Here is a 14,333-nt window from a genome sequence, read left to right as displayed (position 1 = left end):
CGAGGAGAGGCCATGAACGAGAGACCCACCGTCGAGGGCACGGCCAACGACCGCGCCCGCCAGCAGACCTGCTGGCAGCTGGCCCGCGAGCTGCTGCTGGTCGGTCCGGACGACAAGGACCTGAAGCTGTGCTACCTCGACACCCTGATCAAGGAGGGCATCCCGGAGACCGACGAGCCCAAGGACGTGCTGATCGTCGGCGCCGGGATCGCCGGTCTGGTTGCCGGGAAGCTACTCAAGGACGCCGGGCACAACGTCACCATCCTGGAGGCCAACGCCAACCGGGTCGGCGGGCGGATCAAGACCTTCCGCTCCACCGATGACGAGCAGGACGGCCCGTTCTACGACCCGGTGCAGTACGGGGAGGCCGGAGCGATGCGGCTGCCCAGCTTCCACCCGCTCACCCTGGCCCTGGTCGACAGACTCGGCCTGAAACGGCAGCTGTTCTGCAACGTCGACGTCGATCCCGGCACCGGCAACCAGAACACGCCCGTCCCGCCGGTGGTCTACGAGTCCTTCGAGGACGGCAAGGTCTGGAAGTACGGCGAGGACAGCCCGGACTTCCGCGAGCCGGTCAAGCGCTTCAACAGCTGGATCCGCACCAACCGGATTCAGGCCCGCCGCAGCGAGTACGCCGCCGACCCGAGCAGCGTCAACGAGGGCTTCCACCTCACCGGCGACGAGGTGCGGATCACAGCCGGCGAGATGGTCAACCAGGCGCTGGAGCCGGTCCGCGACTACTACTCGAGCATCGAGAACGGCAAGCGGGTGCGCAAGCCGTTCGCCGAGTGGCTGGACGGCTGGGCCCGGGTGATCCGCGACTTCGACGGCTACTCGATGGGCCGCTTCCTGCGCGAGTACGCGGGTTTCAGTGACGAGGCCATCGAGGCGATCGGCACGATCGAGAACATGACCTCGCGGCTGCACCTGTCCTTCTTCCATACCTTCCTGGGCCGCAGCGACATCAACCCGGACGCCACCTATTGGGAGATCGAGGGCGGCAGCTGGCAGCTGCCCTACGCCCTCGCCGATGAGCTCCAGGACGAACTCGAAATGGGCGAGCGGATGATCCGGATGGAGTACTGGGATCCGCGCCGCGACGGCGGGGCCGGCCAAGACGTCGGGCCGAACGGCCCCCAGGTCGCCGTCCACACCGTGCCCGAGGGCGACCCAGAGGCCGAACCCACGGTCTGGAAGGGTGACTTCGCGATCGTCACCGTCCCGTTCTCCGCGCTGCGGTTCGTCCAGGTCTCGCCCCCGTACTCGTACAAGAAGCGCCGGGCGATCATCGAGACACACTACGACCAGGCCACCAAGGTGCTGCTGGAGTTTTCCCGCCGGTGGTGGGAGTTCACCGAGGCGGACTGGAAAGACGAGCTCGACTCCATCGAGCCCGGCCTGTACGAGTACTACCAGCGGGCCGGCGAGGAGGACGCCGAGGCGGCCGCGCTGGCCGCGCACAACGGGCACCGGCCACCGCCCAATCTACCGAGGGTGCTGCTCGGCGCCCACCGGAGCGTGGACTCCAGCCGGATCAGCCAAGAGCAGTTGGAGGTCTTCCGGCACACCCCGCTGCGCCGGGCGAGCGTGCGCCCCGCCACCAACTGCTTCGGCGGCGGTTCGACCACCGACAACCCGAACCGCTTCATGTACTACCCCTCGCACCCGGTGCCCGACAGCGACGGCGGCGGCGTGGTGCTGGCGAGCTACAGCTGGTCGGATGACGCGGTGCGCTGGGACTCGATGGCCGACGCCGAGCGGTACGTGTACGCGCTGCGCAACCTCCAGTCGGTGCACGGCCGGCGGATCGAGGTGTTCTACACCGGCTATGGCCAGACCCAGAGCTGGCTGCGCGACCCGTACGCCTTCGGCGAGGCGGCGGTGTACACCCCGCACCAGATGACCAGCTTCCACCTCGACGTGGTCAAGCCGGAGGGCCCGGTGCACTTCGCCGGCGAGCACGTCTCGCTCAAGCACGCCTGGATCGAGGGCGCGGTGGAGACCGCCGTCCGCGCGGCGATCACCGTGCACGAGGCACCCACGCCACCACCCCGCGCCAAACCGGAGATCCGGCCCGAGGTGCGGACCGGACGCGCACGCAGAACGGAGATGATGAGCAGATGAGCGGCAACGACGAATGGACGGTGGGCCGTTACCTGGCCACGAGACTTGAGCAGTTGGGCATCCGGCACCTGTTCGGGGTGCCGGGCGACCACCTCGGCCCGTTCCTGACGATCATGCACGCCACCACCGGGGTCCGCTGGGTCGGCACCCCGACCGAGATCGGTGGCGGCTACGCCGCCGACGCCTACGCCCGGGTGCGGGCCGCCGACGCCGACCTCGCCAAGGGCGAGCAGGGCGTCGCCGCCGTCGCGGTCACCTACGGCGTGGGCGCATTCAGCCTGCTCAACCCGATCGGCGGCGCCTACGTCGAGTACGTGCCGGTGATCGCGATCAACGCGGCGCCGTCGTACGAGCAGTGGCTCAACTACCAGGCGGTCGGTCTGCTCACCTCGCACATGAGCCAGCGCCGGGAGAGCAATCTGGAGGTCTACCGGCAGGTCACGGTGGACGCGCAGGTGATCTCCAACCCCGGGCTCGCGCCCTCGCAGATCGACAGCGCGATCATCGCCGGCCTGACCGAGCGCAGGCCGGTCTACCTGGAGGTGATGGACGACCTCTGGAATGCCCCGTGCGCCGCCCCGCAGGGCGAACTGCGTGGTCAGGAACGGCCGTTCACCAAGAAGAACGAGGAAATGCTCGCCAAGGCGGTGGAGGCCTCGGTGAAGCTGGTCGAACGGCTCGGCACGCCGGTGCTGTGGGCGGGCGAGGAGATCGAGCGCAACCGGCTGGAGCGGGAGCTGGTCTCGCTGGTGCAGCTGACCGGCATCCCGTTCTGCACCACCGTCGGCGCGAAGTCCGTGGTCTCCGAGAACACCCCGGGCTTCACAGGCGTCTACAACGGCAAGGCGAGCCTGCCGGAGGTGCGCAAGGCATTCAAGGCCGCCGGGTGCCGGATCGGCCTGGGCACCTGGTCGACATCGAAGAACCTCGGCGGCGAGAAGTCGATCGGCGACGACTGGATCGTGGCCGCCCACGAGGGCGTCAGCGTCGGCGCGCAGTACTTCCCGGACGTCCAACTGGCGCGGTTCGTCCCGGCACTGCGGGACGCGCTGGGTGTCGCTTTCGGTAAGCGGGCGTTCGAAGCCGACCTCTTCGCGCTGGCACACGCCAAGGACCGGCAGGTCCCGGCGAGCACGAACGCCTTCCTGACCGGCCTGAGCAGCACGGACTACCCCGAGGAGCTCACATACGACGGGTTCTTCCAGCACATGAACGCCTTCCTGCTGAGCCAAGCGCAGGGCGACGGCCCGGAGGCCACCTCGCCGTTCACGGTGGTCTCGGACGCAGCGTTCGCACTGCTGGGCTCGATGAATCTACAGATGGCGGAGCGGGCGAGCTTCGTGGCGCAGAACAGCTGGCTGTCCATCGGCTACTCGGTCGGCGCGGCCACCGGGGTGGCGCTGGCCCGCCAGCAGCCGCTCAAGCGGCCGCTGGTGTTCGTCGGGGACGGATCGTTCCAGGAGATCTGCCAGGAGCTGTCCACGCACGTGCGCCACCACCTGCGGCCGGTGGTCTTCGTCCTGGACAACGAGGGCTTCTACGGTATCGAGCAGATGCTGGTCAGCCCCTGCTACTACAAGGAGAAGCCGTCCGACGGGGCCGACTTCTACAACGTGCTGCACCCGTGGCAGTACGAGAAGCTGGCAGAGGTCTTCGGCTCGGAGAAGGACCGGATGCACGGGCGGGAGCTCACCACCCACACCGAGCTGGAGTCACTGCTGCTCGACATCGCCGATCCGGGCAGTGACATCAACCACGCCCCGATCCTGGTCCGGGTCCGGCTCAACCGGCACGACTACCCGCGGGCACTCCAGTACAAGATCGACGAAAAGTGCAAATAGCCGCCGTACGGCGCACCGGCCCCGGTCCAAGGATCGGGGGCCGGTGCGCGCTGCGTCCGTGCTCAGCGAACTGATGGTCCGCACCCCCTGGCGCAGGACCGGCACCGCCCGCCGGCTCCACGACGAACCGCTCGCGGCCCGGCCCGAGTTCGCCAAGGCGAACAGCTCCCCGAGCGGCTCGACGCCGTCCGCCAAGACGACCTGCCCGGCCTCCGCACCCTCGCCGCGGGCCACGATCGCGACGTTGTCGTCGCCGGCCTGACCCTGCCCTGGAGTTAGGCGTCGTCAAGAGCCACGTCAACCGAATCAAGATGCTCAAACGCCAGATGTTCGGCCCAGCCGGCTTCGCCCTACTCCGTCAACGCGTCCTGCTCGACTCGTGAAGCACAGGTCAGACCACACGGTCAAGGAGCCCGAAGCCCTCCGGGAACAGTTCCAAGAACTCCCGCCGCACGAGGTCGGACTCCGCTTCGGCCATCGTCCAGAGCAGGTCGATCAATTCGCTCCGCTGGCCGCTCGACAACTTGCCGGCCAAGTGGGCGACACCCTCCCGGACCTTGACCGCGTCGTCCGGATCGATCTGCTCGTCTTCGCTGCCCTCGACGAACCACAAGGCGTCGACCAAGGCTTCGGTCAGGGCTTGGCTCAGAGTCGAGTACACGGACATCAAGGCGGGCTCCCAGCACGCCACGGCAGCAGAGCCCGGCCATCCCACCACACACCACCGACATCACACTCCGTCAGCCCTCCACGGAAAGTGAGCCAGAGCCCACTACTCGTGAATAAAGCCATCCTGTCAGTGCTCCAGCGCGGGAAGGTCGGCCAGGCCGGTGTCGAGCATGATTCGGTCGACCGTCTCGGTGAGGGTGCTGTCGGCCTCGATGACATTCTCGCTGTCGTCGGGCAGTAGGTCGAGTTCTCGGTACCAGTCCCGCAGCTGCGGCTCGCTGATCTCGTGCGCGATCGGTTTGGTGGCGTGGCGGGCGAGGGTCTGCTCGAACGGCACGTGCAGGTAGTAGCCGTGGGTCGGGCCACGGTGGTCGGCGCGCAACCGAGCGAGCATCTCACCGTAGTGGTCGGCGTACAGGATCCCTTCGACCACTACGTGGTACCCGGCGTCGAGGGCATAGCGAGCTGTCAGGTCGATCAGGCCAACGTTCGCCGCGCCGGGCCGGTCCCGCTCGCGCAGCACGACTCTGCGCAGGTTGCCCTGCTCCACCCAGGCCAGGCCGCGGCCGAAGCGGTCACGGATGCCGGCCGCGACGGACGACTTGCCCGAGGCGCTGTTCCCGCGCAGGACGACCAGTCTCGTGTTTTCGGTGCCCACCATCATCCAGCGGAGGCTACCGGCGACCACTGACACCGGGATTTCGGCGAAGGCATGCCACACATGGGGCGTCTCGGCTCATGTCGGCCCCGTACACTCCAACTTGGATTCCAGCGATTCAGTGGATATTCCGCCGCGCAACGCTCTTGAACGCCTCGAAAGTATCCCAGAATTTATGATAGGCACTATCAAAGTTCGGGTTGTATCGCATCCCCTCTTCAGTCATTTCCGCGAGGGCAAAGTACATATCCACGGAACCGCCCTCAAGGTCAGAGGCTGCCTGGGCCACGTCGTTCGGTCCTTCAATGAGCACAACTTGCAGCGCCTTCATCATCTCGTCGTGCAGTGCAGTATGGCGCTCATGGACGCGACGCAACGCCTCTTTGCGCTCATGGACGCCTTGCATGCTGAAAGCCGGAAGGACGCTCCTAAATTCTGCGCCTACAGCATGCGCCTTCTGTGTTAACTCAACATATATCGCTCACCTATCAGCCCGAGCCTGGGCCGCCTTCTGGGCGGCACGAGCGTGCTTTGCCTGAGTTACGGAAGCCCTCACACTCCCTTTCCCGCCGACCCAGCTCGCCAGAATTGAAGTAGCCCCCGTCAGCCCGGCAATGATTAAGCTGCCGCTATCCACGAAGCGGATCCCCCCACTGGCGATCTATAAGGTGTCGGGGCCATGATCACTCGCGCCCACAAAGCCGTTCCGCCGACCATACCGGGCAAAGCAGCGCGCAGTAGGCCCGCTCGCAAACTGGGCTGCTACCTGCAGCGCGCTACTGAACTTGATTGGGTGATGTCGGGCCGTTCGCCTGACATCGGCTGAGTCGGGTCGGTAGCTGTGGGGTGTGAGATACGCGCAGGGCGGCGGTTTGACCGATGCCAAGAGGGCTGCAAGAGAGCGGATCCGGCTGGAAGCGGTCGGTCGCTTCGAGAGCGGCGCGAAGAACCGGGAGATCGCGGCCGCGCTGCGGGTGAGCGAGCGGTCGGTGGAGCGCTGGCGCCGTCAGTGGCGTGAGCGGGGTGAAGAGGGTGTCCGGTCAAAGGGATCGCCAGGGCGTCCGAGGCTTTCGGCAGACCAAATTGCCGAACTGGAGCGGGAGTTGGAGCGCGGCCCGCTCGCCCATGGCTGGGCTGACAAGCGGTGGGCACTGGCCCGGGTGAAGACTCTGATCGGACGGTTGTTCCACGTCGGCTACACGGTGGAGGGGACATGGCGGCTGCTGAAACGCCATGGCTGGTCGTAGCAACAACCGGCCCGCCGGGCGATCGAACGTGACGACGGAGCTGTGGAGTTGTGGAAGAAGGAGGTGTGGCCGCAGGTAAAAGTACGGCGGCGGCCCGCGGGGCCTGGATCGTCTGTGAGGACGAGGCCAGCCAGTCGCTGAGGCCGCCACGCGCGAGGTCCTGAGGCCGCATCGGCCATGGCGGCCCTGCCGCTGACCCGGCACGCATTTCACGGCGACTGGAACTATGCCCTGCACCCGCAGCCACGCCCTGCCGTCCCGGCGGCCCGGGCTCCGCAGGAGCCGGCCCCGCAGTGGGATCAGGCCCTGCTGTCCGATCCCGCCCTGACCGGGATGTCCCGCCAACAACTGGACGCGCTCGCAGAACATTTGGCCCCTGACGACGATGCCCGGCGCGGCCGCCCGCCCCGGCTCACCTTCACCGAACAGGTCCTGGCTACCGTGCTCCATCTGCGGGTCGCCCTGGCCGCAGAACCTCTCGCCGTACTGTTCAGCAGCAGCCGGACCGCGATGCACCGCACCCTCCTGAAGAACAGGAAACTGATCGAGGCACACGGCATCGTCATCCCACCCGTGACGACACCACCCGTCGTCTTCGCGGCCCTCCAGGCCAGGGTCCTCGCCCAAACCAGCGAGCCCAGCAACAAGATCAAGACGACGTGTTTATGATCTGCAAGCCCTTAACTTCAAGCTAACGCAATGGCAGGCACACGGCATAGGGCGTGAGCGTATCACTACCGACGTTGGAGATGTTCTTCAACGCAACGGTCCAGGATGTGGCTCCAGCATTAGGTAGGCTCGCGTACACGAAGCTGTTGGGAATGTCGTCCTGGTTCACTCCGCCCCCCACAACCGTTGTGCCAACCGGGCAATTTACCGTAAGGCGAACCGTTTGCCCTGCGCTAAGAACGGTCTCCGGACCTGGCACCACTACTGCGGGGCTATGCGGGCCTCGACAGTAATAGCTGCCCTCGTCCCAGCCGCATTTGTCCCCGCTATGAGGCGCTCCAGTCGGGCCCAGAGCCACCCGGCTCATACCGGGATCCGACCTCTGGATCGCATCGGCGATGGCGTTGGTGGTCGGGAGGACGTTGAGAACTACAGCAAGTGTGCCCGCCGAAACCATGGTGAGGGCGTTCAACCGGGGCCTACGCATTGATCTTTGTTCCACCAGAAAATCCTTTCACCAGGAGTTGGGAGTGACCACACCACTAACAGAATGCGATGCACCACACTTCAATCACCTTGGTCACATCTCTATCGGAGGAGCGGCACTTCTCTGTCAGTGTCTATCAGTACCGAATCTCTACTAACCGCAGATGGCGCGTGTTGCACGAGAGCTCACCCAGGTGGCTGGGCCCCGGCGTGTATCCGGATCATCAGGTTCATAGCGATCACGTGATGCCGTAGAGCGCGAGGACGCAGGCGCTTTGGGGCCGGCTTCCTCGCATTTGCCGTGGTGCGGAAAGCGTGGATCACACCGCTTGTCCTGGACTCGACCAGCCTGCAGATCGCAGGCGGGGACGAGAAGACGCAGGCGCGGCAGGTACTCGCGACCGCCTTCGACGACCACTTCGAGATCGCGAACGTGCAGCTGCAGTCCGGGCAGAATGGCGCCTCCGACATGCTGTTGATCACCCTGGAGACAGGGTTCGCCGAACTGAGCTGGCCGGACAAGGAACAGCTCACGGTCAGTCTGGAAAGTTCAAGCAAGCCCGGTCCCGGCAGCTTCCCCGTGACAGGATCAGCGTCAGCCCCCAAGAACGCCGACGACGCGCTTCGGATAGCAAAGAGGTACGCGAAGGAACGGTTCCCGTGGGGACTGGAAGACTCTCATGTGAAGGCTTTCCCCGTCGGCGACGAGGCGGAGTTCGGCTGGATGGTCAGCTGGCGCAGCCGGATCGACGGAGTGCTCATGCCCATGCGTCTGGATGTACAGATCAACAGGGCAGGACGGGTCTCTCAGCTGCTCACCCGCCACGCAGAAGGTTCGGTGACTCTGCCCCCTCGCCGAGTGGACGAGAAGCAGGCCCTCGCCACGGCGTCCAAGTACTCGCGTGGAGCCGAGACGGGTCCGGGCAACCTCCTGGCGATCCGGCGCGAAGGCGAGTGGCGAGCACAATGGGCCGTATCTGTCCACGCCGGGGACGATGTGTACCCGGTGTATGTCGACGCCGAAACAGGCAAGGTGGACGAGAGGGCCTCTCCCACCCAGGGGCTGCCTTCGACTCCTCCCAGCTGAACAGCTCACGCCCCAGCGACTGTCAGGACGGCGGGGCCTCATGTCGCTCGTACGGATGGCGTGCACGGCGCCGGCGAACCCGGCCGGGCGACGGCCGCGTCAGGAGCAACATGAAGATCGACGCCCAGCACATCGACGAGCCCGACCTCGTCGTCCGCCGCCGACAAGGAAACCGCCCACGCCGTCATGGCCGAACTGGAGCAGCGGTGGGCCACCTCCGGCATCACCCCCGTACGACCGCGCTGGCGAGGACGGCACGGTCGTAGCGCAGTGGGACGCGGGATCTCCCACTCCCCCACTCCTAGTCCGGGGGCCGGTGCGCGGCCCGGGCGCCGGGGGTCGGCCGGGGAATGCCGGTCCGGGTCGGGCACGAAACGGTCAGCGGGCGCCGGGCGGGTACGAGGTCGGGCAGGGCCCACCGGGCGGTGCAGAGGCGGTAGGGCGACATCCGGCCGCGGAGCGTCTTCGGCTCGTTGATGTCCAGGCAGTACACGGCAATCGCGGCGTCCACGATCCGCTCGTCCAGGCCGGGATCGCGGCGGCGGCCGCGCAGGACGAGGGCGAGGGCGAGGTGACGGCGGGCTTCAGCGAGCAGGTGCCGGCGATGAAACCGGCCGCCGCCGTTCATCACGAACACCATCCCGGTCACGTCGACGGCCGCCAGCGCTATGTCGACCATCGCCACAACCCGGGATCGGATCGCTCGGGCTGCGGCGCGGGCGCGCTTGAGGAGCGACTCGATGACGTCGAGTGCCACCCCGGAGATGAGGATCGCGCTCGCCTTCCACCAGGCGCGCAGCCGCGCGAGCGGCCGGGCCTTCTGCTTCGGCGGGCGCGTCTTGAGGGCGGCGCCCCGGTTCAGCTTGGCACGGGCCCGCTCGGAGACCACGGGCAGGAACCGCGGCTTTCCCTCGCCATCGACGGCGGTGACGTACTCGTACTCCAACGCCTCCGGGCAGGCGGCGATCTGCTCCCCGCGCCGCGCGGTCCAGTCGATCAGCTCGTGCGGCACCCCGGCGACGTCCATCACCGGGCGGTGCACGGCACTCGCCGAGCTGGGCGTGGGGTGGGCCTGGCGGGCGCGGTGGCCGAGGCCGGTCCTCGAACCGGTCATCCGGAGTGCACCCGTCAGCTCTACGACGCCCGCAGAAGGCCGTCCAGCAGATCGCCAACCCGTACGCGGGCACGGCTGTACCGGATGGCGATGGTTTGTGTCAGTCGTATGCCGATTCCGGTCAGTTGGGTGCCGAAGGGCTGGGATACCTGGGACCAGGACGGCAGGCCGTGCTGTCCAGTACTCGGCGGAGAGGGGCCGCACATGCCGGGAAGCCGTGGCGAGCATCGGCAAGACGGTCCGATGGCCGTGTTCCCGCCGGCGTCGGGGCGGGCGGCGGCGATGCCCCGGCTGCTGGACCTCGACGGGCGTGGAGAGCTGACGGCCGCGCATGTACGCCTGGTGGCAAGGGCGTTAGGGAAGTCGGAGCGGACAGTGTGGCGTTGGCTGGCCGCTGCCCGGGAGGATCACCGCCTCGCCCGGGTGGAGTCGTCCCATTTCACGGTCACCACGGAAGTCCGGCGGCTGCTGGCGCTGTGGGGCGGTAACGCCTCCCGGGTCCACGCCGAGCTGGTGCAGCGGGCGGCCGACGATCCGGACGCGCCCGCGGTGCCGTCGCTCTCCACGTTGCACCGGGCGATCCGCCGGGACCTGACCCGCGGTGAGCGGGCCGGTCTCAAGAGCGGGGAAGCGGCGCGGCGCGCGCATGACGTCTTCGGGCAGCGGCCGGCGACGCACCGCAACTCGGTGTGGGAGGGCGACCACAGCCGGTCCAGCGACGGGACGATGAGGGTGTCGCCCTCGCGGAGGAAGTCGAGGGCCTTCCACAGCTCCTCGCGCTCGGCGTTCTTGCCGGACTTCTTGTCGGCGAAGATCCGGATGCACCCTGCTTCGGTGAGCGCGTGGACCTGCCGGTTGAGCAACTGTCCCTTGGTGGACACGCGTGCGTATCCCACAAGGCCACCGGTCCGTACGGCCGGAACGGGGGCGAGGAGATCGGCGGTGTCGTCGTCCTGGGGTGGCTGCACCCACCAGATCGTACAGAAAACGGTGCTCTTCAAGTTCTTGAGCACATCGACTTTCTGACACCGTTTTATGGGCATGATCCGGTGCCGATCCGGCCGCGAGCCCTCGCTTACCGATCCTGCCCATCAATCGGTCGATAAATGAGCAGCGGCACCTCGCAAGCGACCTGAACCGCAAAGGGTTCTTCGCGAAGACCTCTTTGCGAAGAACCCTTTGCGGACTACCGTGTGTCGCATGGCTGATGCAGTGGAGAGGCCGGATGGCCTGAACGTTGAAGAGGACTCGGTTGTCCTGGATGCCAAGGGGCTGCGTGCCCTGGCGCATCCGGTGCGCGTGCAGTTGGTCGGGCTGCTGCGGAAGTACGGCCCGTCGACGGCCACCCGCCTCGCGGAGCGGCTGGGCGTGAATTCCGGTACGGCCAGCTACCACCTCCGACAGCTCGGCGCGGCTGGTTTCGTCGAGGAGGACACCGAACGCGGCAACGCGCGAGAGCGCTGGTGGCGGTCGGTGCACCGGACTACCTGGTTCAACGATCCGGAGCTGGCCGAGCGGGAGCCCGAGGCCGCACTGGCCTACCAGCAGTCCGTCGCCGCCATCTACACCCTGCACACGCAGCAGACCCTGAACGAGCTTCAGACGATGCCCCGCGCATGGCGGAACACCTTCGACATGAGCGACTGGGCCTTGCGGCTCACGCCCGAGGAAGCCGCCACCCTGTACCGGGAGTTGACGGAAGTCATCGCGCGCTACCGGCGAGACGCGCCGGAAACGGCGGCAAGTGCCCCCGAGGGAGCCGAACGGGTCGCCGTGATCACGCAGATCCTGCCCGAACTGGATGCGCCTGCCGCGTCGTCGCTCCCTTCCCGCCCTCAGGAAGAGGAAGGAAGCCCGACGTCATGACCGACGACGCCTCGGAGGCCGGCGGCATACCCGGCAAGAGGTCCTTACGGCCGCTGGGCGGGGTGCTGGCGGCCATGGCCGTGTCGCTGACCGGCACGCGGATCTCCGTTGTGGCACTGCCCTGGTTCGTCCTCGTCACAACCGGCAGCGCCACCCAGACCGGACTGGTCGCCTTCTGCGAGATGACTCCCTACGTGGTGGTCAAGGCGTTCACCGGACCGCTGGTGGACCGGATCGGCCCGCGGGCCGTTTCCTGGACCACCGATCTGGCCAGCGCGACCGCCGCCGCCGCGGTTCCCCTGCTCCACGCCCTGGACCTGCTCTCCTTTCCCCTTCTGCTGGTTCTGGTCGCGCTGATCGGCGCGGCCCGGGGACCCGGCGACCTGGCCAAGGAAGTGATGGTCCCGGAGGCGGCCGAGCGCAGCCGGGTGCCGCTGGAGCGGGCCACCGGTCTATCCGGCGTGATCGAGCGGCTCGCCTCTACCGTCGGCCTGGCGATCGGCGGATCCCTGGTGGCGCTGCTCGGTCCCCTGACGGGGCTCGCCGTCAACGCGGGCTGCTTCGCCCTCGGATCGGTGATCATCAAACTCGCGCTGCCTCGCGGCATGGGGCACGCGGCCGAGGAAGCCCCCTCGCCAGCCGGGGAGACGGGACCGGGCTACTGGCGGCGGTTCGGCGAGGGCTTCACCTTCCTGCGCGGCGAGCCGCTGCTGCTCACCGTCATCGTCATGGTCGGCATCACCAACCTGCTGGACGCGGCGTTCACCTCGGTGCTCGTACCCGTCTGGGCCAGGGAGTTCGGCAACGGGCCGACCGCGATCGGCCTGATGGGCAGCGTAATGGGGGCCGCAGCGGTCGGCGGGAGCCTGATCGCCGCGGTGGTCGCCCACCGGCTGCGGCGGCGGGTGGTGGTTCTCACCGGGTTCCTGCTGGCCGGGGCACCGAGGTTCCTGATCCTCGCCTTCGATGCCCCATTGGGGGTGGTACTGGCCGTCTTCGCGGTCAGCGGATTCGGCGCCGGCTTCGTCAACCCAGTACTGGGGGCCGTCCTCGTCGAGCGGGTCCCGCGCCGGATGCTGGGCCGGGTCAACGCGCTCGGTGACTCGCTGGCCTGGGCCGGTATCCCTCTCGGCGGGCTGCTCGCCGGGGCCGCGGTGACCGCTGTCGGACTCGTGCCGGTGCTGCTCACCTGCGGCGCCGCGTACTTCCTCACCACGAATCTGGCTGGACTGCGGCCGGAATGGCGCGAGATAGACCGTACGCGTGGGCGGGGCGTCCTGAAACCGCATTCCAAGGAAGATGCCTCACACGGCAGTGCGAATGTAGCGACATGACGTTTACGGGAGGGAGGTGGACCATCTGGCTTCCTTCTCCCTCCCACCGCTCCTTCTGACCTCGCCCACGCTTCACGCACGCTCAGATGACTGCTGGTCGGCGTCTTCCGTAGGAACTCGGGGACCCGGAAGTTTGACCGCATCAAGGTCGAGGCGGGTGTCCATGTCGAGGTTGACCTCCCCGTACGGACGCACGTGCGACCAGAACAGCGGGGTCAGGCCACGCCGATCGGCAGGCGTGAGGAGGCTGTCCCACTCCGGTTCGGCCAGGATGCCCTGGAGCATGAGGGTGTTCACGTAGACCAGGGCCGATTGCAGGATGCGCAGGCACAGAACGAACATCTCCTGCTCGTCGCGCCTATTCGAGGCGATCTCTCCGCCCTTGCCGTAGGCGATCACGGAGTTGGCGCCGTTGGAGGACTCCATGACGTTCAGGCCCTCCTCGATCTCCCGCTGGAGGTCCCGTAGCCGCAGGTAACGGACCACGAAGATGGTCTTCTGGGCGCGGCCAACCTCCAGCATCGCCGCGTAGGTGGGGTGGGAGGCGCTGCAGGTGAAGCGCCGCAGGATCGCCTCGGTGGACGCGGTGCGGGTACGGATCGCCGTGACGTACTTGATCATCTGGTCGTACTGCTGGGCGATGAGCCCCCAGCGGATCGGGCGGGTCAGTGCCGGGGTCAGCTGCGGGTAGGCGTCCGGTTCGCCGGCCACCAGCCGGTACAGCTTGACCTTGTTGATCCGCTTGATCCTGGGCAGGAGGTCGAAGTTCAGCAGTCTCGTGATGCCGAACCCGATTTCCGACTGGCCATGCGAGTCCGTGTAGTTCGCTTCCACGTCCATGGTGGTGCCGTGTCGCATGGCGCCCTCGATCACCGCGGCGACCTCGGACGCGGTGCAGTTAATCAGCTGGGAGTGAATGGCCAGGGACTTCTTCTCCACATGCCAGTAGATGAGCACCCCGCGGCCGCCGTAGCGCGAGTGCCACTCGGTGAACAGGTTCTGGTCGTAGGCGCGCACGTGGGTGGAGTCGGAGGCGACTGCGGTCGAGCCCTGGCCCCACAGCTCGGTGCTGCGGGCGGAGAAGGTGGCATTCGCGTTCTGGATGGCGATGGCGCGGGCGGCGTCGGCGGACAGATACCGGCGCCGCACGTACCGCAGTTCGTCCTCGGTGTGGCCGTGGCTGCCGGATGACACGGCCTTGATCCCGGTGTTCGTGCCGTACGCGTAGATGACCAGCA

At 67.3% G+C, this 14,333-nt stretch carries 13 protein-coding genes and 2 pseudogenes; 9 read left to right on the top strand and 6 right to left on the bottom strand.

Annotated features, from left to right (window positions below; all coding sequences use genetic code 11):
• Positions 1 to 12 precede the first annotated feature (12 nt).
• Genes NRF20_RS46105 through NRF20_RS46095 form a run of 3 tightly spaced genes read left to right on the top strand, consistent with a single transcriptional unit; the run spans position 13 to position 4,227 of the window.
• Positions 13 to 2,124, top strand: coding sequence for a flavin monoamine oxidase family protein (locus tag NRF20_RS46105; RefSeq protein WP_413754482.1), 2,112 nt, complete (start codon positions 13 to 15; stop codon positions 2,122 to 2,124).
• Positions 2,121 to 3,965: an alpha-keto acid decarboxylase family protein gene (locus tag NRF20_RS46100; protein WP_398634402.1), complete on the top strand. Its 1,845-nt coding sequence runs from the start codon at positions 2,121 to 2,123 to the stop codon at positions 3,963 to 3,965. The genes NRF20_RS46105 and NRF20_RS46100 overlap by 4 nt, the downstream gene beginning before the upstream one ends.
• Before the next feature lie 43 nt (positions 3,966 to 4,008).
• Complete coding sequence (locus tag NRF20_RS46095) at positions 4,009 to 4,227, top strand: hypothetical protein (RefSeq protein WP_266365938.1); 219 nt, start codon at positions 4,009 to 4,011, stop codon at positions 4,225 to 4,227.
• A gap of 129 nt (positions 4,228 to 4,356) precedes the next feature.
• Here the strand turns inward: NRF20_RS46095 and NRF20_RS46090 are convergent, their stop codons facing one another.
• The 3 genes from NRF20_RS46090 to NRF20_RS46080 form a co-directional block, all read right to left on the bottom strand.
• Complete coding sequence (locus NRF20_RS46090) at positions 4,357 to 4,632, bottom strand: hypothetical protein (protein ID WP_398634403.1); 276 nt, start codon at positions 4,630 to 4,632, stop codon at positions 4,357 to 4,359.
• Between the two features lie 129 nt (positions 4,633 to 4,761).
• Positions 4,762 to 5,295, bottom strand: coding sequence for a kinase (locus NRF20_RS46085; protein WP_413754702.1), 534 nt, complete (start codon positions 5,293 to 5,295; stop codon positions 4,762 to 4,764).
• A gap of 115 nt (positions 5,296 to 5,410) precedes the next feature.
• A complete protein-coding gene (locus NRF20_RS46080; protein ID WP_398634404.1) occupies positions 5,411 to 5,698 on the bottom strand; it encodes a hypothetical protein in 288 nt (95 codons plus the stop codon).
• A gap of 442 nt (positions 5,699 to 6,140) precedes the next feature.
• Here NRF20_RS46080 and NRF20_RS46075 point away from each other — a divergent pair.
• The 4 genes and pseudogenes from NRF20_RS46075 to NRF20_RS46060 all read left to right on the top strand — a co-directional run bounded on the left by NRF20_RS46075 (position 6,141) and on the right by NRF20_RS46060 (position 9,047).
• Positions 6,141 to 6,680 (top strand): annotated as a pseudogene (locus NRF20_RS46075) (winged helix-turn-helix domain-containing protein).
• A gap of 36 nt (positions 6,681 to 6,716) precedes the next feature.
• Positions 6,717 to 7,208, top strand: a pseudogene (locus NRF20_RS46070) (ISAzo13 family transposase); the annotation flags it as partial.
• Between the two features lie 790 nt (positions 7,209 to 7,998).
• Positions 7,999 to 8,781, top strand: a complete 783-nt coding sequence (locus NRF20_RS46065) for a hypothetical protein (protein WP_398634405.1) — start codon at positions 7,999 to 8,001, stop codon at positions 8,779 to 8,781.
• Between the two features lie 110 nt (positions 8,782 to 8,891).
• The gene (locus tag NRF20_RS46060) at positions 8,892 to 9,047 is read left to right on the top strand and encodes a hypothetical protein (RefSeq protein ID WP_413754481.1); all 156 of its coding nucleotides are present in this window, start codon (positions 8,892 to 8,894) and stop codon (positions 9,045 to 9,047) included.
• A gap of 35 nt (positions 9,048 to 9,082) precedes the next feature.
• Here the strand turns inward: NRF20_RS46060 and NRF20_RS46055 are convergent, their stop codons facing one another.
• The gene (locus NRF20_RS46055; RefSeq protein ID WP_398634406.1) at positions 9,083 to 9,895 is read right to left on the bottom strand and encodes a hypothetical protein; all 813 of its coding nucleotides are present in this window, start codon (positions 9,893 to 9,895) and stop codon (positions 9,083 to 9,085) included.
• A gap of 407 nt (positions 9,896 to 10,302) precedes the next feature.
• Positions 10,303 to 10,863, bottom strand: a complete 561-nt coding sequence (locus tag NRF20_RS46050; protein WP_398634407.1) for a recombinase family protein — start codon at positions 10,861 to 10,863, stop codon at positions 10,303 to 10,305.
• A gap of 232 nt (positions 10,864 to 11,095) precedes the next feature.
• On the opposite strand from NRF20_RS46050, the gene NRF20_RS46045 reads away from it, so the two are divergent.
• Complete coding sequence (locus NRF20_RS46045) at positions 11,096 to 11,761, top strand: ArsR/SmtB family transcription factor (RefSeq protein WP_398634408.1); 666 nt, start codon at positions 11,096 to 11,098, stop codon at positions 11,759 to 11,761.
• Positions 11,758 to 13,095: an MFS transporter gene (locus NRF20_RS46040; protein WP_398634409.1), complete on the top strand. Its 1,338-nt coding sequence runs from the start codon at positions 11,758 to 11,760 to the stop codon at positions 13,093 to 13,095. The genes NRF20_RS46045 and NRF20_RS46040 overlap by 4 nt, the downstream gene beginning before the upstream one ends.
• Positions 13,096 to 13,167: 72 nt before the next feature.
• Here NRF20_RS46040 and NRF20_RS46035 read toward each other — a convergent pair whose 3' ends face one another.
• Positions 13,168 to 14,289 (bottom strand): transposase, encoded by a 1,122-nt coding sequence (locus NRF20_RS46035; protein ID WP_413754480.1) that lies wholly within the window; start codon positions 14,287 to 14,289, stop codon positions 13,168 to 13,170.
• Positions 14,290 to 14,333: the final 44 nt, after the last annotated feature.

Origin of the sequence: Streptomyces sp. R-74717 (assembly GCF_047305335.1) — a bacterium.
In the GTDB taxonomy this organism is placed as follows: domain Bacteria; phylum Actinomycetota; class Actinomycetes; order Streptomycetales; family Streptomycetaceae; genus Streptomyces; species Streptomyces atratus.
The sequence above is the reverse complement of the archived record's forward strand: the minus strand, read 5'-3'. Positions and strand labels throughout refer to the sequence as shown.

Excerpts from the sequence above, each read along its gene's own strand:
- NRF20_RS46090 (WP_398634403.1), bottom strand. The coding sequence starts at position 4,632 with ATGTCCGTGTACTCGACTCTGAGCCAAGCCCTGACCGAAGCCTTGGTC.
- NRF20_RS46085 (WP_413754702.1), bottom strand. The coding sequence starts at position 5,295 with ATGGTGGGCACCGAAAACACGAGACTGGTCGTCCTGCGCGGGAACAGC.
- NRF20_RS46060 (WP_413754481.1), top strand. The coding sequence starts at position 8,892 with ATGAAGATCGACGCCCAGCACATCGACGAGCCCGACCTCGTCGTCCGC.
- NRF20_RS46040 (WP_398634409.1), top strand. The coding sequence starts at position 11,758 with ATGACCGACGACGCCTCGGAGGCCGGCGGCATACCCGGCAAGAGGTCC.
- NRF20_RS46080 (WP_398634404.1), bottom strand. The coding sequence starts at position 5,698 with ATGCAAGGCGTCCATGAGCGCAAAGAGGCGTTGCGTCGCGTCCATGAG.
- NRF20_RS46100 (WP_398634402.1), top strand. The coding sequence starts at position 2,121 with ATGAGCGGCAACGACGAATGGACGGTGGGCCGTTACCTGGCCACGAGA.
- NRF20_RS46105 (WP_413754482.1), top strand. The coding sequence starts at position 13 with ATGAACGAGAGACCCACCGTCGAGGGCACGGCCAACGACCGCGCCCGC.
- NRF20_RS46045 (WP_398634408.1), top strand. The coding sequence starts at position 11,096 with ATGGCTGATGCAGTGGAGAGGCCGGATGGCCTGAACGTTGAAGAGGAC.
- NRF20_RS46055 (WP_398634406.1), bottom strand. The coding sequence starts at position 9,895 with ATGACCGGTTCGAGGACCGGCCTCGGCCACCGCGCCCGCCAGGCCCAC.